A 21,392-nucleotide genomic window follows, 5' to 3' on the forward strand; every position below is an offset into this window, starting at 1 on the left:
TTAAATTATCCTGTTAGAATCAATTAACTTTGTTTCCATATAAAAGATGCGTAAAATCGATAGATCTCTATTAGTATTTTGTTATTTTTGGTTGGGCTTGACTCGGCCCTCACCTAAAGAGAAGTACCAAAATTTCCTAAACGATCTATCCCTTCAAGAGGAGAACGGTAGCGAGATATAAGAATAAGTGAAAGGCGCTGACCCAAGGTGCTACCAACACCCGGGGCCAGCTAACCAAATTGATACAGACACTATCAAAAGTCGAGTAGACCAAAGGAACTTCCCCTTCAGCCTCTCACAGAACCGTACGTGAACCTCTCAATTCATACGGCTCTTCGTATTCAGCACATTTTCAATCTTCCCATTCTCCAGTGTGCAAACAAGCCACGCATTTGTTGACGAACCTTTCCAATAAAGGCCCAACTCTTGAAACAGCTTCGCTTCAGATGCTTAAACTTCTTCCTGGCCCAACGCATCAGCGTTTGATCAAGATACTTCTGAAGTCGATAAACACCATATTTCCGCCCAAAGTGACCGTAGTAGTTCAGCCATCCTTGTATTGCGGGATTAAGTGCTTGTGCCATCTCCGACAGTGATCGGTCCACCCAGTTAATCACACGCCACTGCCTAACCTTATCCTTGATCCTCTTGAAAGCTTTAGGGCTCATTGATGGACCAAAGGCGGTGAAGGTTTGTCCATGGCGATTCTTTGCTTTCCTGGGACCAAATCGATAACCCAGAAAGTCAAAATGGATCACAGGGTGGTTGTCTTTACGGTTGCTGTTCTTGCAATAAACCTTGCGGGTTTTCTCTGGATGAGCTTCAAGCCCGCAGGAAGTCAGGCGTGCCTTCAGCGCTGCCAGTAAGCGATCTGCTTCCCGGGGATTGCGACAATGGTAAACCGCATCATCAGCGTAACGCTCAAAAGGAATTTCTTTGTGCGTTCTTACCATCCAGACGTCCAGCGCGTAGTGCAAAAACAAGTTCGCCAACAGCGGGCTGATTACGCCTCCTTGTGGTGTGCCTTGTGTTCGCTCTTCAAGCTGTCCATCCCGATGTTGTACAGGAGCCGTCAACCAGCGCTGCACATAGAGTCTGACCCACCGATGATTATTATGTTTATCTAATGCCTTCAGTAGGAGTTCGTGATTAATATTGTCAAAGAAACCCTTGATGTCTAAATCAACCACCCAGATTCTATCCCAGCATCGTTGTCGAGCTCGGCGCACTGCGTCTATAGCAGACTTACCTGGTCGATAACCGTAGGAGTCAGGGTGAAAGACCTTCTCCAGTTCTGGCTCCAGCAGCTGCTTGACCACCATTTGTGCAATGCGATCTTCGATTGTGGGAATACCCAGTGGTCGCAGGCTGCCATCGAGCTTCGGAATATCCACTCGTTTGACGGCTGATGGAAAATAGCTGCCAGATGACAGTCTATTCCAAAGCTTGAACAGGTTTCTGGCGAGATTCGATTCGTACTGCTCTATCGTAATCCCGTCAATCCCCGCACCGCCTCCATTGGCCTTGATCTGCTTCCACGCTTCCCAAACCGCCCGTTTGGGAATATTGAATGGCTTTGCGCTAATCGTTAATTCCTCCCCCTCTGGGTTGATTACACGGTTAGTCGCCGAATACGACAACCCCTTCGCTCCACGACCATTACAGTCACTTCACCACTACTACGGGTTGTTCCGCCCCTGTGCCCAGTCTTGGTACTCAACGTCTTGTAGGGCCTCTACTTGACGCTCTTCCTTAACACCTGGACGACAGGTTCTCCTGTTCCACCCAAAAGCCTGTTGTGTGTTCACGCCGCCTTTATGCCGGATGTCACTTAGTCGGTAAACAGGTAACCTCCAAGCTTATCCCCGCACTTAGCCAGTGCACGGGTTTTGACATCATCTTGGTAATCCGCTTTCGACACCTCATCAGCGGTTCATTTGCATTCGTCTCCACACAACGCACCTGACGTATCTCGTACGCCTTTTCCCCAAGCGCTTCTAACCAAAGCTCTTTACTCTGGCCACCTTGAGGTGGTTTGTTACCACTTCCTGCAAAGCGATAACGGAGGGCCAACCTCCATCTCCTGGACAGCATGTATTTTTTTTTTTATTTATTAAAAAAAATTACTCAGGACACACTGGCTATATGCATCATACGCTAGATACCCGCTCGTCTTCAATAAAGTGGAGTACATTCAGTAGCTTGGGGTGTGTCCCCAAGCTCTGGGAGCGTTGCGCTCGCCTTTTCTTCTTCTATGCTTATCGTTCTCGTGCGCCCCCTCTTCTAGCCGCTTCTTTCAATACTCACCCAAGAGAACGCCCTTTCTTGTAGCCTGTATCAGTAGGAAATGAATATGTTGATATTGAAACGCCGAATAGGTGAAAACCTACGAATCGGCACCAAAGTTTCGGTTAAGGTATTAGAGGTTAAAGGCAACCAAGTGAAGATGGGGATACATGCCCCCAAATCTGTACCCATTCATCGCGAAGAAATATATAGGCACATCCAAAAGGAATAGATGGTGAACAGTGGAAGCCGTTGAGAAGCAAGTGCTCTTTCTTTCAAACGGCTTTCCAATCAATTTATGACCTTTGGAAAGGCCTCGGTTAGCTCAACACTTGCACAAACTAACCAACCAAAATTGTATCTATGTGTTATTTTTCAAACTCCAATACGAACTGCATTCAGTTGAAACCTTTATAGATGGGGTCGTTGAAGGGCGTATTACATACTATCTGCTTATATTTAGCATAAGCTTCTGCATTATAACTTCTGGAATGGAGATTCATAAAGCCATGAAGGTAAGTGGAATGATGAACCTCCACTAGCTCTTTCTGCTTCAACTTCTGCATGACCTCTAATACAGAAAACTGAGGCTCCATCGCCGGGAATATCAAGCGCGTAGGAAATATAAAATCAATTTTGACGTAATCGCGAATTTGTGAACTATAAAATAAAATTGCCCCTGAAACTTTACTCAAAGCTTGATGGTCAGATAGCCTCCATATGGCCGATGCACCGATACTAAAGCCTACTAGATTCACATAACCAAATGATGCGCTGATTCTCTCTAATAATTTTTCAACGTATTTATCGAGCCCAACCTTTGATCTAAAGTGTGAATACGCCTCAACTTCACAATCAAACTTCATCATTTCTGAATTATACGGATCAAGTATCTCCACACTACCAGGAAGACCAGCTGAAAATCGCTCTAAAGCTTTTGTACGACCAAAAATATCTGAAACCAATATCCAAGCTATAATTTATTTTTTTCATGTAACAAGACAGAAACGATACACCAATCAGTTATAATTTACTCTGTTCATATTTATCAAGTTCGATACAGTATGTCGTAAAATATCGTCCCAACAGCTCAGTTTTATGTACTGTTTCGGATATTCTTTTCAAAGCTTTGTATTCCGGCCTACTGTCAAGTAAATGGCACACTATTTCCTTATGCCCTAACTCCTTAGCCCAACCGATCATTGTTTTGAATACTGAGAGTCCAGAACCCCAAAATTGTTGAGATATGACAACAGCCATCTCAAAGTCGCTATCGTCAGGTTGAATACCACACCACCCAGCTAATACTCCACCGATGTAAATTAGTCGAACACGGCACCCTGGCAGGGAGTCTACTTCTAATTTAAACCTGATCCACTCATTAAGGCTTTGGCCATCAAAGTATTCATGTTTAATTAAGTGCTCCCTAAGTGAATCCTCATTGAGTACAGCTAACAATTCATCACGATTCACTTGAGTTAGTTCCTTAAACTCAATTCTGCGCATATTAAAGTAACTTTGACCCTCTCGTTTTGGGGTGGTTTTAAGGGAAAATAATTTTAATCTGCTTTGTAATATGTCCAGGATTAATCCCGACCGAAAGGTAGGCGCCTGCTCACATTCCCCAGCCCACTTTTTTGTATTGGTTTTTAACTTTTTTATTATATTTTCAGCTAAATAGTGGCACGTCATCATGAATATTCGACCAAGGAGGTTTTTCCGATGTATACACTTGTATTTTAGGTGCCAGCTCATTTGTATAATTTTCAACTATGCCGAGTGGCAACACATAATCATCAGGGAAATGCTTTCCGTTAACAAGGTGAGTTGGCGTTCCACATACGGAACAGAAATTTTTATATGACTTTTCGGTAGCTTGATAACTGACAACCAAGTCTTTCCCTTTAGATAATGAGAATTGTTCTTTTGGAACAACAGCATATGTACTGTGATCAGCGCCTTGTAACCTCCTACACATAGAGCAATGACACTTCACTACTGTCTTAATAGGAAGATCAAATTCCCATGCTATAGAACCACAATGGCAACCACCTTTTATTTTACTCAATTTGTCACCTCCATGAAATATAACCGTTGACCGTAATCATTCATTTTATTTTCTCCGGCTTAAGATAAGGCTACATGTTAAACCAGACATAATATATGATATAGGTCATATTAAATTGTAGGCGTATAAGAGCTCATGCCGTATACAAAAGAGCATAAGGAATCTACTCGCAGACGAATTCTTGAAAGCGCATTCAGGCTATTTACAGTCAAGGGCTTTGATGGCGTTACAGTGAATGGAGTTATGAAAGATTGCGGGCTCACCAGAGGAGCGTTCTATGCTCACTTCGACAGCAAGGCAGTGTTGTATCGCGAGTCCTTAAAGTATGCAGTCAATGGCACTAAGCTTGCTGAACTTAAGCCAGCTGGCACCACCGATAAGGCATGGCTATGCCTACTGCTTGATGGGTACCTTAGCTTAGAGCATGTGCGTGGGGAATACCCATGTCCACTGGCATTTTTGGCTACAGATATAGTCATGCATGATAAAGAAACAAAAGCAACTTATGCTAACGTCTACGATGGCATGAACAAAGCTATTTTGGAGTACGCTAAAAATTATGTTGATTGTGACGAAAATGACATTTTATCGGTAACTGCAATGCTCATTGGTGCGGTAGCCATAGCAAGAACTGTAGTGGTCTAATCCTTCCGGACACTTCGCTAAGATGGTAAAACTACCAAGCGAGGTGAAGTATGACAACAAAAGGTACACGTCGGCATTTCAAGCCGGAATTTAAGAAAGACGCCGTAGCGCTAGTCTCTGAGCAAGGGTATTCAATTCCTAAAGCAGCAGAGGCTGTAGGAACAACAACCAATAACCTGCGACGCTGGATAAAGGAACTGAAGCAGGAAGAAGACGGTGTGAGGTTGGATGTAGGCGAGCGCGCAGAATTAGAGCGATTACGACGTGAAAATAAGCAGTTGCGGATGGAGAAAGAAATCCTAAAAAAGGCCAGCGCCTTCTTTGCGAAAGAAATGAAATAAAGTACAGCTTTATTGAAAAACAGCAAGGCAGCTTTCCTGTTAGGGTGCTCTGCCGGGTAATGCAGGTAAGTAAGACTAGTTATTACGACTGGTGTTACCGTGGCAATAGCTCAATAGATGCTCAAACATGGCAATTATGCCATCGTTTGAAGGCCCTATTTGCAGAATCTAGACAGAGTCTCGGAAGTCGTCGGCTAATGAAGCTGTTACGTAAAGAAGGCTTTGAAGTCGGGCGCTATCGAGTCCGCAAGCTCATGAAAAAGCTAGGCTTGGCAGTAAAGCGCAAGAAGCGATTTACACTGACGACAGACAGTAAACATCACCTGCCGGTCGCAGAGAACCTTCTTAATAGGGAGTTCTCACCGAGTGCTAAAAACCAAGTCTGGACGACTGATATTACATATATTTGGACTTCGCAGGGCTGGCTGTACTTGGCGGTAGTGATTGATCTCTATTCTCGCAGGATTGTTGGTTGGCATCTAGATCGAAAGATGGAAACGGCCCTGGTAACTCGTGCGTTGATGATGGCTGTCAATTTGCGTACGCCCCCAAAAGGTCTCCTGCATCACTCTGATCGTGGCAGTCAGTATGCCAGCCATACCTACCAAACGTTATTGAGTCAGCAGGGGATGGTGTGTTCAATGAGCCGTAAGGGAAATTGTTGGGACAACGCACCGACTGAACGTTTCTTCAGTAGCTTGAAGCGGGAGTGGTTAACGGAAAACCTCTATCCGACAAGGGAGGATGCGGTAGCAGATGTAAGGGCCTATATTGCTTATTACAACTCACGCAGAATACATACAACACTGGGAGACCTAGCCCCGATCGAATTTGAGAAATGTGCTTAAAGAAGTGTCCGGTTGGAGTTGACCACAACAAACGATAAGTAACGAGGATTCCGTTGCAAAACTATTGCAAGCGTGTCGCCGAGAAGCGGGGTTAAAATTGGGTGGAATATAACGCTTGAAGCACCTGCGAATAAAACCAGAGTGGAAGTTTTGACATTGAGTGCTTTTAATTGTTAGCGCTTTGCGTGTATAAAATGGATTAGTTATTTATCTAGCTTAAGGTCTTCCCTCCTTAGCAATGTAGAATCCCCAACTATAATTTCAACTACGCTGATCCACTTGAAGTTAATTTGCGCAATTCTTACCTGAATTGCACCTATTCTGCCAGCCCAATAGAAAACTATCCATCCCACTTTAAAAATTTATCAAGCAGTTTAAAGCAACTTATGTAAAAGCTCTGTATCGAAACACTAATTCTAGTTTTCTCTTCATAGGACTTAATAACCCATGTTGCTCACCACTTACAACTCCACCTATCGAGCAATACTAAACCGGAGCTAACACATGCTATAAGAAACCTAGCCCATACATCCCAACCCCTCCTACTCGGTCTGCTTTATCAGTCCACGAAGCTGCTCTTGCTTCTTACTGAAAGTAATTAAACTATCCTCAAGAGCTTCTTGTCTCTACATTGACAGTGTTGATTTGCATTCTGACCATGTTCCTGGTTTTGGAATCATCAGTGTCTGCCGTCATTTATATAGCATTCAAGAAAACCCGAGTTTCATCGAATATAGTCTCGAATTATTGCCACTAAAAAAAAAGCGCCGTCCTGATTCAAGGCGGCGCATTTTTTAAATCCATTGCCAGCTGTGCTTCCTTGCTCTGGCAACATCAGATACTACTCACTACCGAGGTTCAGTCCACGGCGAATCAGCAACGCCTCAGTGGTCGGTTCCTGACCGCGGAACTTCACATAAGATTCCATCGGGGGACGGGAGTTACCCACTTCGAGAATATTCTGACGATACCAGTCGCCATTCTTTCTGGTCAGGCCACCACGAACGCGAATATAAGCGAAGGCATCTGCGGCCAAGATTTCACTCCACATGTAAGCATAATAACCGGCAGAATAGCCTCCACCGATGGAATGGGCAAAATAGGTGGACTTGTAGCGCGGCGGTACTGCCTGCAGGTCAACACCGTGTTTCTTCAATGCCTTGGCTTCAAATTCGGCCACATCCTGAGGCTCAGCATCACCCGGCAGAGAGTGCCATTCCATATCCAGTAACGCGGCAGACATATACTCCAGCGTATCGAAACCCATGTTGAAGTTCTTGGCTTTCAACACCTTTTCCAGAAGTTCCGCCGGGATACGCTCAGCAGTTTTGTAGTGATAAGCATAGTTTTCCAGCACTTCTGGCACGCTCGCCCAGTCCTCCTCAAAGGTAGATGGGAACTCTACGAAGTCACGGGATACGCTGGTACCAGCTAAGCTCGGGTAACGCACGTTGGAAAACATTCCATGAATACCATGCCCCAGCTCGTGAAACATCGTGGTCACATGATCAAAGCTCACCAGTGTCGGCTCACCTTCCGGCCCCTTGGGAATATTCATCACATTCACTACGACGGGCTTCTGCTCCAGCAGGCCAGACTGACCAACAAAGGAATTCATCCAGGCACCACCACGCTTGCCATCACGGGCAAAATAATCGGCATAGAAGATCGCAAGGCTTTTGCCATCATGATCAAACAGCTCAAATGCCTGAACATCAGGATGATACACAGGCAGATCTGGGCGAGCCTCAAAGTGAATGCCGTATAGGCGATTCATGGTGTAGAACAGACCATCGTGCAAGACGCGATTGAACTCAAAGAACTCACGCACTTCGTTTTCATTCAGGTCATACTTCTGCTGACGCACCTTCTCAGCATAGTAAGCCCAGTCCCACGGTTGCACATCAAAATCACCGCCTTCACTTTTGATCATAGCCTGGATATCGGTCTGCTCTGCCTTGGTATTTTTCACTACAGCCGGCACCATGGAATTCAGCATATCCATCACGCTATCCGGCTTCTCAGCCATGGTGTTGACCAGCTGATACTCGGCCCAGTTTTTATAACCCAGCAAATCTGCTTTCTGCGCACGGATCTGGACCAGCCGTTGAACGATAGGACGATTATCCAGTTCACCAGAGGTTCCACGGTTGGCAGAAGCTTCCCAGATACGCTGACGCAGCTCACGATTCTTCAAAGATGTGAGTACGGGCTGACGGGTGGTATTGGTGATACTGATCAGGAACTTGTCTTTGTGACCAGCGGCTGCCGCAGCTTCAGCAGCAGATTCAATCTTACTCTCGGAAAGCCCGTCTAGTTCGCTCTGATCATCGACAACAACAGCGATCGTTTTACTCAGTTTGAGCAGGTTTTGGCTGAACTGCGTAGTGAGCGTGGAGTGCTCCTCGTTCAGCGCGCGTAGAGTTAATTTTTCTTCTGCTGACAGCTTGGCACCGGCCTTTATGAATTTATCATAGTAAACTTCCAGCAGGCGCTCGGACTCCGGATCCATTTCGAGAGCAACACGCTGGCTATAAAGAGACTCAACCCTGGAAAATAAAGCTTCATTCAGGTAGATACTATCGGAATGGGCAGCAAGCCGTGGGGCCATTTTGCTTTGTAGTGCACGACGGGCTTCGTTGCTATCAGTGCCAACCAGATTAAAAAAGACGCGGGAAACACGGGTCAAGAGGCCACCGGCTTTTTCCATCGCAACAATAGTATTACTGAAGCTGACCGGATCAGTGTTTTCTGCAATCGCCTGAATTTCCTGCAAATGCTCCGCCATACCCTGTTTGAATGCTGGCTCAAAATGTTCATCCTTGATTCGACTAAAATCGGGCGCCTGATATTGCAGTTCACTGGGACTTAACAGAGGGTTGTCTTTACTTACCTGTGCCGTCAGCTCAGCAGTGACTTGTTTACTTCCTGCTTCACGGGCTTGTTCAGAGCCTATCGAATTATTTTTCGATGATTCTGAGCACGCTGCAGTAGCCAAAATAGCCAAGATTAGAAGAGATTTGCGCATTTTCTTCTCCGATATGTTTTTTTAAAAATGGGAGCCTAAAAAACTTTGTAAGAGCATTTGCGCACTTAGCAGTCAATCACCCTGGCCAAACCGGCTACCGATCAATGCAGGACCACAATTTCGCCCCGCTGCCGCTTAATAATGTGACCCAAATGACAATAAAGTCACGCCCCTTAAGTAGAGGATTTCACTTACATAATGATATGTTATATCATGAATTAAACCTAAAGTCATAGCAATACCAATAGGAGCTATACGTTGCTCATGGTACTTCTCCCCCTTGGTTATACGGTTATTAGTGCGGAACCGGTGATGCTTGTTTAGCGAACCCCTTGAACAGTAGCGTGATATAGGTCTGTAATGGTCAAAGTGGTTGCTATGGTATCTATACTCTAGTCGCTGCCCCATAGCCGCTAAAAACTGGCTTTAATCATAGGCGGCTCGGCCATGCAGGCTTTCTACTTCCAGTCATTGATTACCAGCTGGTCGCCACAGCAATAAACGCTGAGATAGGGCAGTGCCGATTCGGTATAGCTAGCACCGCTGGAGGTGCCGCTGTCTTTACCGCTACCAAAACTGATCACGCAGAAACTGAAGATCTAACCCAGATTGTAACGCTCGGAAGGAATATAGAATAAAGGTATTTAAAAATGATGAACTGTGAAGAATATTAAAAGTTAGAAACCAATATCTTTCAAGTATTCCTGAAAAACAGATACAGCATTCGTTGTAAGTCTGAAAAGCTCAAAGTCACGCGAAACTCATCCGTTAACCAACTTCTCGATTTATATTTTCTATATGGTAAGCAGTTTTGTGGCAGGTATTGGCAAATTAATATGAAGCCTAGCACCTCAATAAATTCTAAAAATTATTTTCAATTTCCACCCCTGAACAAACTAAATGTATATTTTTTTACAAGTGATTGAACACTGCCAATTAATTGATTCAAACTCTGAAAAATAGAAATAAAGCTTATCGAAACCCCTTGAATACCCCCAGTGGTATCAAAGTGATAAAGGTAGCCTACAAGCTGGAGTCCAAATGGAATTTTAGTAAGAGCATTCCCATTATTCACGACTATAAAAAACCTGTTCGACCAGGTGACAACCAGATTAAGCCATCTGACAGTTTATTCTCCTCATTCCGTACCTCTAGATGTTGCGCACTTGAGAATCACTTGATAACATGAAGAATCCCTAATCCATCAATTTATTCAGTGTTAAGTGGCCCAAATTACACCACCTGTTGACTTCAAAAATATTTATATATTATCCAATCTGGATTTGACGAAATTTGAATTGTGATATTTAAGTAGGCGTTCACAGTGGCATGCAAGCGCGACCCAAGAAGAAGCTAAAAACTTTCTCATATTAAAATGCTACAAAAGAAGCCCACACGTGTAGCATCCTCCTCCTGGCACAAATCGATTAAACATGCAGCATAATAGAACTCTCGTCTGCCGGACTAATGAAACCATAATCAGCCTCAAACCTCGGCGAGGAATAAGAGGAAACCAAAAGTAATGAAAATATCAAAAAAATAATTATATTTTTCATAGCTTCAACCCAAATAAAGCATTCGAGCTCATCTTCCCAAAAAATTGAAAACCCAAGCTTTTTCCATAAATTAAGTGCTCTATTTTCTTTTACAACAGTTAACTAAAAAATATTTTGACTTGAAAGCTTCAATGACTTGTTCAAGAGCTTTTTGCCCAACCCTTTACATCGATAATTTGAGTCAATTTATAGTTGCATAATTTCAATTTTTCGTCAAATTCACGATATTTCAATAGACCAATAACGTGATCATTATGAACAATTAAATATGAGCATTCATAAATGTCACCTAGTCGACACTCATGTTCTTGTTCCGAAAGAAACTGACCAAATTTCAAGATGCTCGGTCATTGTCAACTTTCTGAGATCTAGCAAATAATCTCTATCTTGATCTATTCCTTTAAGAGCTTAAATTGCATATAAGCCTCACAGAGTAATAATGCCGTAATCAGGCTCGGCTTACTTTGTGCTTATTTGTACAGGAATGAATAATAGCGCAATAAGTGTGCAAAAATCATACAAACAAGACGCCAGCTGCATTACTTTATTAGTCGCTACGGTTTGCTCTCTTGTACTTTTCCTGATACTCGCGGCGCTGCTTAGTAACTTCATACAATACAATGCCAGAAGTTGTTCCGAGGTTCAGGCTTTCAATCATTCCAAACATTGGAATGGATACACAGAAAGCACTATTTTCGACTGCAAGATCACTTATACCTCTAGATTCGTTACCAAACCAAACAGCCAGTTTTGGCTGAGTGTAATCAGCCTCATGCAATATAAAGTTGTCTTTTCCTTTTACATGGCGAGAGGTGACAATCGAGATAAATCTGTTTTTTACCAAATGATCCAGGCATTCCTCGGTACTATCAAAACGCTTTACGAAGCTCCATTTGATCGCAGAGACAGACGGTTTTGAGAGTGATTTCCTTTCTCTCATTTCCTGCCAATCATTGGGCAATAAGTTGCGCGGATCAACAATGTACGTTTTTTCAACGCCTAACGCATTGACGTTTCTAATGACTGTTCCAATGTTCTTCATATCCATTGGGCACTCGAGAACAGCTATCAGATTTTTACAGCGATAAGGCTTAATTTCATCAGCTCTTTTTCGAGCATCACTTTTATCAACTTTCATATTCTCGAAGATCTCAGATAACTTATTCACTACTAACGTCCAAATATGGGCCATTATTCAGGCGCAAAGCCTAAACTTGTTACATTTACTTTATACCGCTACCCATTGGCTTTATAGGTTGTGGCATATGAACTGGTTTTTTGTATTGAGAAATTGCACTTTTAAGCTTTTCATTTTCTTTTGAGAGAGTCTTGATCGCTTCGTTACATGCTTTATCAGCCTCTTCCCTTTCAGTGATAAGCCTTTGAAGCTCTTTATCTTTACTATCAATCGATGCTTGGAGGATTCCAATTTTTTCGGACAGGACATGATTGCGTCGGATGAGAAACCAGCAAAGTGTAGCCAGTCCGCCAGCTATCAATGTAATAATGTAGACTGCAGGGTTTTCCATAGTGACTCACGTTTAATGAATATAGTGCCTAACTTTGAAGCAGTAGAAAAGCCATTCCGGTCCCGTAGGATCGATAACGGCCACTAGCTGTATAATTCATGGAATATTGCCCAGATCGTAAGCGTTATACCGTACAATAGAGCAACTATTGTTAAAAACAGGAATGTAAAAACTCCAAATTTGAATGAACTGATTATGCTACTGAGCATAAGAGAAACTCGGCTTCTAGGTTCTTCCGACAATTCTCCGCGCCTAGCTTGGTTACTCCAAAAGGTCATATATATTGGATAAATCAGTCCTACGACCATACCTATAATTGTCAAAGAGTAATATTTCTCTAAAAATATTGGCCAACCCACCTGATCATCCATTCACGCAGCATTTATATAGCATTCATTCTAACTACTATTATCTTGACTACTATTTCAAATGTAAATTCACTGCTCACATTTACCTTTCGCTATCAATTCAATTAGATATACATAAACGAGACCATAGAACCAGATAAAAAGTGTGACCCATATGACCACTATCACAAGTTACAAATAGATAACCAACTCTTTGACTTTAAGTTTATTCTTCTAAAGATCTTAGCCTCTTCAAAAATAACGGTCACTAAGAAGATCTTTGAGCAGAGCCACACGTTTTAATCGAAAATAGAACTCACTCAACTACCACCGCCAAGTCGCCGCTATATACGGCCCATGTTGAGTAATATCATAAGCAAATCGCCCATCAGAGAGCCGGTCGGAATAATCAATACTGTAATACTGATACCCAAAACGCAGTGAGGTGGTTTTCCAGGCGCGCCAGTCGAATCCGGCTAATAGATTCCACTGTAAGTCATCACCCCCAGCGCCAAAGCCTCCCAATTCCGTGCGTACAGCAATGGTCAGGCATTCAGTAATTCCGATTGCACCTCGCGCAGATAGCGTAGGTTCCCACCAACTCTGTTTGCCGCCAAGGCGATTCCTGAATTCGGGTCTGGGGCCTATATTAATTCCCGCTCGTGCTTTCACTTCCTGCTTTAATCGGTTCCAGCGCAGGCCCGCTCCCACATCAACAAAGTACTTTCGTCCACTATTAGCCAGGTTCCCTTCTAAAACCCTGTAACCGGCCAGGGCATTTATCCAGCCCTGGCGAGCATCCACCTCTACATCAATATCTACATCAATATCTACATCAATATCTACATCAATATCTACATCGATATCCAGCTGTGGGTTTCGCGGCGGGGTTATGGTTGCTCCCTTATCCACACTGAGGTGCACATAGTAAAGATCCGCCACTAGTCCAAAGCGCCCTTTCCAGGCTTCCAGGCGCACAGAAAATGCAGCGTTGAGCAGTTCCAGGGTTTTACTTAAATCCAGGTCTATATCGACACTGGTGTCAGCAACAGTGGAAGTCCCTTTAGTGCGAAGTGGGAGAAAAAGATAGGGAGTGACGAGGAAGCGCCAATCATCGGGCCCTTTGGAGGTTGGGTTGGTAACTGGTGCTGGTTCCGAACTTTGAGAAGCGACTGCACAGGAGATAAAGCTACAGAGAATCAGCGCCAATATTTGCCTTGCGCTTTTCTCTTTCGCCTGTCCCTGTTTCATAGCTGTAACCACCCCAAATCACTTGAGGCTCGATAGAGCATCACAATAAATAAGGATAGATAGAGCTGAGGGAAGTTTCAGAGCGAGGAAATACTGCCGGGCAGGTGAAACTACCCGGCAGTGAGAAGCGATTAGTCGTTCGCTTCAGGGCGCATATGCGGGAACAGCAGTACGTCGCGGATCGATGGAGAGTTGGTAAACAGCATTACCAGACGGTCGATGCCGATGCCCTCACCAGCGGTGGGCGGCAGGCCGTATTCCAGCGCGCGGATATAGTCGGCGTCGTAGTGCATGGCTTCGTCGTCACCGGCATCTTTCTCCGCAACCTGGGCTTTGAAGCGCTCGGCCTGATCTTCCGCATCGTTCAACTCGGAGAAACCATTGGCTATCTCACGGCCGCCAACGAAGAATTCAAAGCGGTCAGTGACAAACGGGTTGTCATCGTTACGGCGAGCCAACGGAGACACTTCGGTTGGGTACTCAGTGATAAAGGTCGGCTGGTCGAGACGATGCTCTACAGTCTTCTCGAAGATCTCGATCTGTACCTTACCCAGGCCCCAGCTGTCTTTTAGCGGGATTTCCAGCTTCTCGGCAACGGCGCGGGCGGATTCGATATTGTCGATATCGGCCGCAGTCAGTTCCGGGTTGTAGTGCAGGATGGAGTCGAACACAGACAAGCGCGCGAACGGCTTGGAGAAGTCGTAGCTGCTGTCCTGGTATTCCACAGTCGTGGAGCCCAGTACATCTTCACAGATACCGCGCAGCATCTTCTCGGTGAGGTCCATCAGGTCGTTGTAGTCCGCGTACGCCTGGTAGAACTCCAGCATGGTGAATTCGGGGTTGTGGCGCGTGGACAGGCCCTCGTTGCGGAAGTTGCGGTTGATCTCGTAAACCCGCTCAAAACCACCCACGACTAGACGCTTCAGGTACAGCTCCGGGGCAATGCGCAGGTACATATCGATATCCAGCGCATTGTGATGGGTAACGAACGGACGCGCGCTGGCACCACCGGGAATAACTTGCAGCATGGGCGTTTCCACTTCCATAAACTGCTGGGCGTTAAGGAAGTCGCGGATGTACTCGATCACTTTGGAGCGCACGCGGAACACTTCGCGGGCTTCCGGCGTGGCAATCAGGTCCACGTAGCGCTGGCGATAACGCATTTCCTGATCGGCGATGCCGTGGAATTTTTCCGGCAGCGGGCGCAGCGCTTTGGTCAGCAGGCTGTACTCTTCACAGTTGACGTAGAGATCGCCCTTGCCGGATTTGTGCAGTGTGCCTTTTACGCCGACGATGTCGCCGATATCCCAGGCACCGAAGCGCTCTTTAATATCTTTCTGTGCCGCTTTATCGGCGTAGAGCTGGATGCGGTCAGACACATCCTGGATCACCATAAAGGGTCCGCGTTTAGCCAGGATTCGCCCTGCTACGCACGCCCGTTTACCCAGTTCTTCCAGCTCCTCTTTCTGTTTATCGCCGAACTCAGCTTGCAGGTCGGCAGCGAGGTTCTCGCGGCGAAAACTGTTGGGGAAAGCATTGCCCTTCTCGCGCAGAGCGGAAAGCTTGGTGCGGCGCTCGGCGATCAGTTTGTTTTCGTCTTGCTGGATATCAGTCATGGTGATCTATCAGTTTTGTGATTGATATTGCCCCTCATCGACGAGGGGCGCGGTGAGAGTGGAGACTTTAAATCAGAGACCGGCTTTGAGGCTGGCTTCGATAAATTGGTCCAGGTCTCCGTCCAGTACTGCCTGGCAGTTGCTGGTCTGGACATTGGTGCGCAGGTCCTTGATACGCTGGTCGTCCAACACGTAGGAGCGGATCTGGCTGCCCCAACCGATGTCGGCCTTGCTGTCTTCCATGGCCTGCTTCTCTGCGTTGCGCTTGAGCATTTCCTGCTCGTACATTTTTGCGCGCAGCATTTTCCAGGCTTTATCGCGGTTCTGGTGCTGGGAGCGCTCACTCTGGCACTGTACGACGATACCGGATTCTGTGTGGGTCAAACGCACCGCAGAATCGGTTTTGTTGACGTGCTGACCACCGGCGCCGGAGGCGCGGTAGGTGTCTTCACGCACCTGGGATTTGTCGATTTCAATCTCGATATTGTCATCGATTTCCGGTGACACAAATACCGAGCTGAAAGAAGTGTGACGACGGTTGCCGGAATCAAACGGCGATTTGCGCACCAGGCGATGTACACCGGTTTCTGTGCGCAGCCAGCCAAAGGCATGGTCGCCGGCAAAGTGCACAGTGGCACTCTTGATACCGGCAACTTCCCCCGCAGAGACCTCTTCCAGGGTGGTCTTGAAGCCGTGGGCTTCACCCCAGCGCAGGTACATACGCAGGATCATTTCCGCCCAGTCCTGGGCCTCGGTACCGCCGGAGCCAGCCTGGATATCCAGGTAGGCATTGTTCTCGTCGTTCTCGCCAGAGAACATACGGCGGAATTCCAGAATCCCCAGCTGCTGCTGGAGGCCTTCGATCTCAGTGGAGACCTCCCCTACGGAGTCCTCATCATTTTCCTCAACTGCCATTTCCAGCAGCTCGCGGCAATCGTCGATGCCGGAGTCGAGGTTTTCGATGGTGTTAACCACCGTTTCCAGGGAGGAACGCTCGCGCCCCAGTTCCTGTGCGCGGTTGGGGTCGTCCCAAACGCTCGGCTCAGCCAGCTCCAGCTCTACTTCGGTAAGGCGTTCTTTCTTGCTGGCGTAGTCAAAGATACCCCCTAAGAACGTCAGTGCGCTCTTCGAGGTCTTTTAATTGATTGATGAGGGGATTGATTTCCATGAACTTTCGGTGTCCGGACAAAATAAAAAGCGGCGCGCATTCTACCGCAGCGCGCGGGGGTCCTTCCAGTCAGATAGGGGCTGATATGGCGGCAAATCCTCTACTAGGCGGTCTGTCCCGATAGCTTTTCCAGGATTGCGCAGTCCGGAGACTCATTGCCGGCGCAACTGTCGGCAAAAGCCAGCAAGGTTGCACGCATCCCCAGCAGGGTCTGCAACTGCTCTTCGAGCTGGGTAAGCTTGTGATTTACCAGGTCTTTGGTCTCGCGGCTGTGGCGTTCCGGGTTATCCCGCAACCCCAGTAGCGCCCGGACCTCCTCAGTGGTAAAGCCACAAGCCCGCGCGCGGCGCACGAAGCAGAGGGTTTCGACATCGGTAGTGGAGTAATCCCGATAGCCATTACCTGAGCGGCCGGGCACCACCAGGCCAATACTTTCGTAGTGGCGCAGGGCCTTGGCGCTGAGGCCCGAATGCTCTGCGGCTTGGGAAATATTCACAATTACCCCACTTAAAGTTTCAACTCAGGCACTGTTGTCCCGACAGGCAGCAAACTGATACTGCACTTTCTCGGCGGGGTTATACCCCAGTTCAAGTGAGGCATCCAGGGCATCCATACCGATCAGGTGCATCAGGATATCTCCAGTGGGTGCGCCACATACGGCTGGATACATCCGGTCTGTACGGACTCCACAGCGGGACTCCTGTACCCTCACCCCACTGTCACGCAATTTGGCCAAGCTCTGTTGAAGGGTCATGCCACCCCCTTCGCACTGCTTGCTGCCACTGCTGCGGTAAATCCACACCATTTCCCCTGGCGTCATGGTGGCTGCGGGAAGCGTGGGTGCGACCTCGGGTTCCGCCGCGCCGGGTGTGTTCTCAACCTCGTTCTCCATCGCTTTCTCCTCCCTCGACTGGCCGCAAGCTGCGGTTGTGACGGCGAATATCAGTACCAACAGTAAAGACAAAGGCTTCATTAGCATTGAGCTTTTCTCCATAAAGCGATATTTATCGGAATCAAGATAGTGCCAGCAAGACTCCAACTGGCAATATCAGGATACCGGAAATACAGTTATTTTGCGCCCGTTGCGGCTGGAGAAGCGTGAATAACGCAGTATTTTAGAAACGATAATTTGATTGAACAGGTTGATTACAGGCTCCGCTGGCGGGAAACAGAGGCCTCTTTACGGATTCGCTATTACCAGATTGCAATATTTAAGCTGTTCTGCTTGATGTAGTAATCCATAATAAATTTGCCGTAGGACTCAGCATTGATCAATGCCTGCTCTGTAGTCAGGCCGCCCTCCCGATAAGCTCCTGTATTTTTTACAGTATATCCCTTTTCACCAAAATCAGCTGTGCTAGCGTACTTGTGGCTGGCTTCATGTAAAAAGGTAACGGCATTGTGGTAGTTAGAATTTGATTTAATACAACCACTTTCCATATGTATGTCGCCCTTGGCCCCACGTCTCCTCTTCATTGTGTCGCTGCTGGTGTCAGTATAGAAACCGGGTGTGGTGTGGTCCCCGGCATTTTTAAAGTAGGTTACAACATAACCCTCAGTCCCATCTTTCGGACTACTGTAGACCTTAATAACCGTTTTATTGGTTCCAAGGCCAGTCTTCATCATCTTTATCGTGGTGTAAAGGGTCAAAAAGTTAGAGTCTTTATCGATATCATCGATAAAAAAGTAACGCTTGAGGTAGTACTTGAAGTGTTCGTCGCCCTTAAAAGCAGACCCACTGCTGAGGCGGCTGTGCACGTAATTCAGCGCGTCCATAGCCAGATCGATACCGGGCTTTAATTTATTGGTCAGCCGACCATCAAACGACCCCATCTTATCGGGTATATTATTAAATATTGACCCATAACTGTAGCGCACATGAATTTGCGGACTTAGACTTTTCTCGGCAAAATAGAGCTTTTTATTAAACTTAGGCATTTTAGGCATTTTATATTTCTCAGAATGCTGGTTATCTTTCTATGCGCCATACTCTAAATTGTGAATGTGCAATCAGTTTGTATGCATTATGCAATTATTGTGCAGTCCAAAAGAACCCGCGCCAATAAATCCATAGTTATTCCAAGAAATTTATTGACTCTCTCACCAGGTACTAATATTTGGACTTCCAATATAGATGTAGAGCCGAATAGTTCTATCTATTGAGGGATTCGATCTGGTATCGCTCTTTAAGAATCAGCGAGCTAGACTCCTTCGTTATCACCATGTGTGCCAGTTATGGAAATCCAAGAAACACTTAAGCAAGACTCATCAAGCGGGAAGGCTACCTGCACTAAATATTAAATGAACAGCAATCGATCCAGAAATATTGGACTTTATGACCCCAAAGCACCACTACTTCAACAAGATCAAATTTTGCTTTTTGACAATTCTTATGGAGCTAAAATTCGGACTAGCTTTGGGCCCTAACTACCTAAAATCAAGACCCACCTCACTAATCTTATTTTATCAGATTGCTGTATCTACCCCATTCTCCGCAGCATAGTAGTGCATAATAAACCGTGCATAGCTTTCTGCATTTATCAACGCAGACCCTTTGGTCAAGCCTTTTTTTAGATATTCACCCTCTTTATCCGTATAGCCTTTATCCCCATGATCGACAGTACCGGCGTATTTATGACTGGCTTCATGTAAAAAGGTAACGGCATTTAAAAAGTTACTATTATTATCTATAGTGTAAGCATTCATGTGCACATCGCCTTTCTCAACCTCGACAAAGCCTAATTTGCCATCTTTCACTGTCGCCTCCTTGCAAGCAGTCGCATGCGATTTTGATTTGCCAATGTGGTAGCGAGTAACATAACCTGAAACCACAAAATTCTTCTTCGTGAGCGGAATATCAGAAAAAACCTTAATGACATTATTATTTGTCTCGAGACCGCCTTTAATTGCTTTGATCATGGCAAGAACGCCAAAATAGTCGTCATTTTTCTCAGCTTTATCAATAAAAAAATATTTCGCTAAGTACTGTTGGAAGGAGCCTTTATCTTTAAGGGCTGACCCACTGGTAAAACGGGTGTAAACATCATTCAGGGCTTCCAAAGCCAATTTGATAGCGGGCGCCAATTTGTGAGTCAGCCTGCCATCAGATGACCCTTTTTTATTGGGTAGATTTTGAAATATTGATACAAAACTGTAGCGCGCATGGACTTTTATGCCGTTTACATCCGCGAGGCTTTTATTAGCAAAATAGATGGTCATGGAGTGATTCCTTACGGGATATTTTTTTCAGGGCCGAATCTTAATTCAAGAATGTGCAACCACTTTGTACAAAAAATGCAACTAAAGTGGACCTGCGAAAAATCCACACCCGCATTTCAGGGGAACTCATCCTCTACACGACAACTCAACCTGCATCAGTCTCAGGCTTTAGTTTTGTCACAGCGGCAAAAAGTGAAATCATAGCCAGGCACAACCTGCACGCCAGAAATTACATCCAAGTGAACCGAAAAAAACCGTAGCATTTTACGGATTGATATACCGTAAGTACTTACATCAAAATACAGACCGGCATTGAAAACCAATAAATTGGCCTCAAGTAATAATAAGAAAATTATGATCTCACCTTTGAGTAATCAGTAAGGGCAATATTCCTGAGGAGCTGTTGTATTGACCCTGCCAATTGAAGAAAAACTTTCACACCACTATTAAATAACTCCGAAAATTCCGCTATTACAGCGATAGAAAACTTTGCCACTAACAATTTTAATAGATTAGGATATTAAGCTGACCTCTAAATATAAAAATCCGCATTAGTCATACTCATTATCAGGTCAGGACTTTAGCTCAGCTCAACTAAACAAAGTCACCAACAATATATTTAGCAAAACCATCGACACTTAATAAGACCTGTTATGTGGTTAAACCTGACCCTGTAGTTATCAGCCAGATTAAAACAGTCTTTCAACCGAGATCAGCTTCAAACACAGTACCATTGCTGCAGTGCACTTGAATTTTTGCACCATATATACCGAATTTTAGAAAAATAGTATTCGGAAGCGACAATGCATATGGTGCGATCAAACCAACTTATAGCTGCTAGCGTAAAATACGCCGTGTCAGGATAATGCTAACCAGGCTCCCACTGATAGCATCAAAGTACCAGAGATCCGATTAACCAAACGCACATTTTCAGACCGCTCCAGTAGTCGACTCAGGGCCTGGCCGCCACTGGCATAGATCAGCAGGCACAACGCCTCCAAAAACAGCAATATCGCCAGCAAGACTGAGAGCTGGGGTACCAGAGGTTTGGCATCGTTAATAAAAGGCGGAAGCAACGCAATAAAAAACGCCCAGCTCTTGGGGTTGGCCACAGCAGTGACAAAACCCTGTAGCGCCAGCGCTCTTCGTGATGGTCGACTAGCGTCGACTGTATCACCCTGATCCATCAGAGCCAGCTGCCCCCGGGAGCGCCACATCTGCAGTCCTATCCAGGCCAAATAGGCGGCTCCGCAGTATTTGAACAGCTGAAATAAAGTCGGATACTGAACCATCAATACCGCAGCACCGAGTGCAGAGGTAATCGCCACCGACGCAACACCGATCAACTCCCCCACCATCATCCACAGAGTCTGGCGCACGCCCAGGGTAATTCCCAGGCTGAGCGATAGCATCATGCAGAGCCCCGGTGTAACCGAGGCAAAGAACCTCGCGGGAACAAAGAGTGCCAATGTCGATAATTCCATTGACTT

At 45.7% G+C, this 21,392-nt stretch carries 19 protein-coding genes; 3 read left to right on the forward strand and 16 right to left on the reverse strand.

Going from position 1 to position 21,392, the window contains the following annotated elements:
* Positions 1–341: 341 nt before the first annotated feature.
* Positions 342–1,640, reverse strand: coding sequence for a group II intron reverse transcriptase/maturase (gene ltrA / locus BTJ40_RS15645; protein ID WP_108732608.1), 1,299 nt, complete (start codon positions 1,638–1,640; stop codon positions 342–344).
* Positions 1,641–2,353: 713 nt separating this feature from the next.
* On the opposite strand from ltrA, the gene csrA reads away from it, so the two are divergent.
* Entirely contained in the window at positions 2,354–2,518 is a 165-nt protein-coding gene (gene csrA / locus BTJ40_RS15655; RefSeq protein ID WP_108733974.1) for a carbon storage regulator CsrA, read from the forward strand.
* Between the two features lie 166 nt (positions 2,519–2,684).
* Here csrA and BTJ40_RS15660 read toward each other — a convergent pair whose 3' ends face one another.
* The 3 genes from BTJ40_RS15660 to BTJ40_RS15670 form a co-directional block, all read right to left on the reverse strand.
* Entirely contained in the window at positions 2,685–3,251 is a 567-nt protein-coding gene (locus BTJ40_RS15660) for a dienelactone hydrolase family protein (RefSeq protein ID WP_157954110.1), read from the reverse strand.
* Between the two features lie 58 nt (positions 3,252–3,309).
* A complete protein-coding gene (locus BTJ40_RS15665; RefSeq protein ID WP_238152027.1) occupies positions 3,310–3,759 on the reverse strand; it encodes an N-acetyltransferase in 450 nt (149 codons plus the stop codon).
* Between the two features lie 196 nt (positions 3,760–3,955).
* Positions 3,956–4,354 (reverse strand): GFA family protein, encoded by a 399-nt coding sequence (locus BTJ40_RS15670; protein WP_108733976.1) that lies wholly within the window; start codon positions 4,352–4,354, stop codon positions 3,956–3,958.
* A 135-nt stretch (positions 4,355–4,489) separates the two neighbouring features.
* On the opposite strand from BTJ40_RS15670, the gene BTJ40_RS15675 reads away from it, so the two are divergent.
* Complete coding sequence (locus tag BTJ40_RS15675; protein WP_108733977.1) at positions 4,490–4,999, forward strand: TetR/AcrR family transcriptional regulator; 510 nt, start codon at positions 4,490–4,492, stop codon at positions 4,997–4,999.
* Positions 5,000–5,049: 50 nt separating this feature from the next.
* A protein-coding gene (locus BTJ40_RS15680; RefSeq protein WP_108733978.1) for an IS3 family transposase occupies positions 5,050–6,188 on the forward strand; the annotation gives its coding sequence in 2 pieces (ribosomal slippage) (positions 5,050–5,299 and positions 5,299–6,188; 1,140 coding nt in all).
* Positions 6,189–7,029: 841 nt separating this feature from the next.
* Here BTJ40_RS15680 and BTJ40_RS15685 read toward each other — a convergent pair.
* The 12 genes from BTJ40_RS15685 to BTJ40_RS15740 all read right to left on the reverse strand — a co-directional run bounded on the left by BTJ40_RS15685 (position 7,030) and on the right by BTJ40_RS15740 (position 21,386).
* Positions 7,030–9,216 (reverse strand): M3 family metallopeptidase, encoded by a 2,187-nt coding sequence (locus BTJ40_RS15685; protein ID WP_108733979.1) that lies wholly within the window; start codon positions 9,214–9,216, stop codon positions 7,030–7,032.
* A 458-nt stretch (positions 9,217–9,674) separates the two neighbouring features.
* On the reverse strand, positions 9,675–9,800 hold the full coding sequence (locus tag BTJ40_RS22955; protein ID WP_255422696.1) for a hypothetical protein: 126 nt from the start codon (positions 9,798–9,800) through the stop codon (positions 9,675–9,677).
* A gap of 1,519 nt (positions 9,801–11,319) precedes the next feature.
* Positions 11,320–11,940: an RNA methyltransferase gene (locus BTJ40_RS15695; protein WP_238152028.1), complete on the reverse strand. Its 621-nt coding sequence runs from the start codon at positions 11,938–11,940 to the stop codon at positions 11,320–11,322.
* A gap of 55 nt (positions 11,941–11,995) precedes the next feature.
* Complete coding sequence (locus tag BTJ40_RS15700) at positions 11,996–12,301, reverse strand: hypothetical protein (RefSeq protein ID WP_108733980.1); 306 nt, start codon at positions 12,299–12,301, stop codon at positions 11,996–11,998.
* A 671-nt stretch (positions 12,302–12,972) separates the two neighbouring features.
* Positions 12,973–13,899, reverse strand: coding sequence for a hypothetical protein (locus BTJ40_RS15705; protein WP_238152029.1), 927 nt, complete (start codon positions 13,897–13,899; stop codon positions 12,973–12,975).
* Positions 13,900–14,030: 131 nt separating this feature from the next.
* Positions 14,031–15,515 (reverse strand): lysine--tRNA ligase, encoded by a 1,485-nt coding sequence (lysS, locus tag BTJ40_RS15710; protein ID WP_108733981.1) that lies wholly within the window; start codon positions 15,513–15,515, stop codon positions 14,031–14,033.
* Positions 15,516–15,587: 72 nt separating this feature from the next.
* A protein-coding gene (gene prfB, locus BTJ40_RS15715; protein WP_108733982.1) for a peptide chain release factor 2 occupies positions 15,588–16,683 on the reverse strand; the annotation gives its coding sequence in 2 pieces (ribosomal slippage) (positions 15,588–16,610 and positions 16,612–16,683; 1,095 coding nt in all).
* A 103-nt stretch (positions 16,684–16,786) separates the two neighbouring features.
* Positions 16,787–17,179, reverse strand: a complete 393-nt coding sequence (locus tag BTJ40_RS15720) for a MerR family transcriptional regulator (RefSeq protein ID WP_157954112.1) — start codon at positions 17,177–17,179, stop codon at positions 16,787–16,789.
* Between the two features lie 24 nt (positions 17,180–17,203).
* The gene (locus BTJ40_RS15725; RefSeq protein WP_108733984.1) at positions 17,204–17,662 is read right to left on the reverse strand and encodes a hypothetical protein; all 459 of its coding nucleotides are present in this window, start codon (positions 17,660–17,662) and stop codon (positions 17,204–17,206) included.
* A gap of 215 nt (positions 17,663–17,877) precedes the next feature.
* Positions 17,878–18,630, reverse strand: coding sequence for a hypothetical protein (locus BTJ40_RS15730; RefSeq protein ID WP_108733985.1), 753 nt, complete (start codon positions 18,628–18,630; stop codon positions 17,878–17,880).
* 519 nt (positions 18,631–19,149) lie between these two features.
* Entirely contained in the window at positions 19,150–19,902 is a 753-nt protein-coding gene (locus BTJ40_RS15735) for a hypothetical protein (protein WP_108733986.1), read from the reverse strand.
* An 857-nt stretch (positions 19,903–20,759) separates the two neighbouring features.
* On the reverse strand, positions 20,760–21,386 hold the full coding sequence (locus BTJ40_RS15740) for a LysE family translocator (RefSeq protein WP_108733987.1): 627 nt from the start codon (positions 21,384–21,386) through the stop codon (positions 20,760–20,762).
* Between the last annotated feature and the right edge of the window lie 6 nt (positions 21,387–21,392).

Origin of the sequence: Microbulbifer sp. A4B17, assembly GCF_003076275.1 — a bacterium.
Taxonomy (GTDB): domain Bacteria; phylum Pseudomonadota; class Gammaproteobacteria; order Pseudomonadales; family Cellvibrionaceae; genus Microbulbifer.

Coding starts and splice junctions, on each gene's coding strand:
- BTJ40_RS15730 (WP_108733985.1), bottom strand. CDS start 18,630: ATGCCTAAAATGCCTAAGTTTAATAAAAAGCTCTATTTTGCCGAGAAA.
- BTJ40_RS15735 (WP_108733986.1), bottom strand. CDS start 19,902: ATGACCATCTATTTTGCTAATAAAAGCCTCGCGGATGTAAACGGCATA.
- BTJ40_RS15685 (WP_108733979.1), bottom strand. CDS start 9,216: ATGCGCAAATCTCTTCTAATCTTGGCTATTTTGGCTACTGCAGCGTGC.
- BTJ40_RS15675 (WP_108733977.1), top strand. CDS start 4,490: ATGCCGTATACAAAAGAGCATAAGGAATCTACTCGCAGACGAATTCTT.
- csrA (WP_108733974.1), top strand. CDS start 2,354: ATGTTGATATTGAAACGCCGAATAGGTGAAAACCTACGAATCGGCACC.
- BTJ40_RS15700 (WP_108733980.1), bottom strand. CDS start 12,301: ATGGAAAACCCTGCAGTCTACATTATTACATTGATAGCTGGCGGACTG.
- lysS (WP_108733981.1), bottom strand. CDS start 15,515: ATGACTGATATCCAGCAAGACGAAAACAAACTGATCGCCGAGCGCCGC.
- BTJ40_RS15725 (WP_108733984.1), bottom strand. CDS start 17,662: ATGCTAATGAAGCCTTTGTCTTTACTGTTGGTACTGATATTCGCCGTC.
- BTJ40_RS15705 (WP_238152029.1), bottom strand. CDS start 13,899: ATGAAACAGGGACAGGCGAAAGAGAAAAGCGCAAGGCAAATATTGGCG.
- BTJ40_RS15740 (WP_108733987.1), bottom strand. CDS start 21,386: ATGGAATTATCGACATTGGCACTCTTTGTTCCCGCGAGGTTCTTTGCC.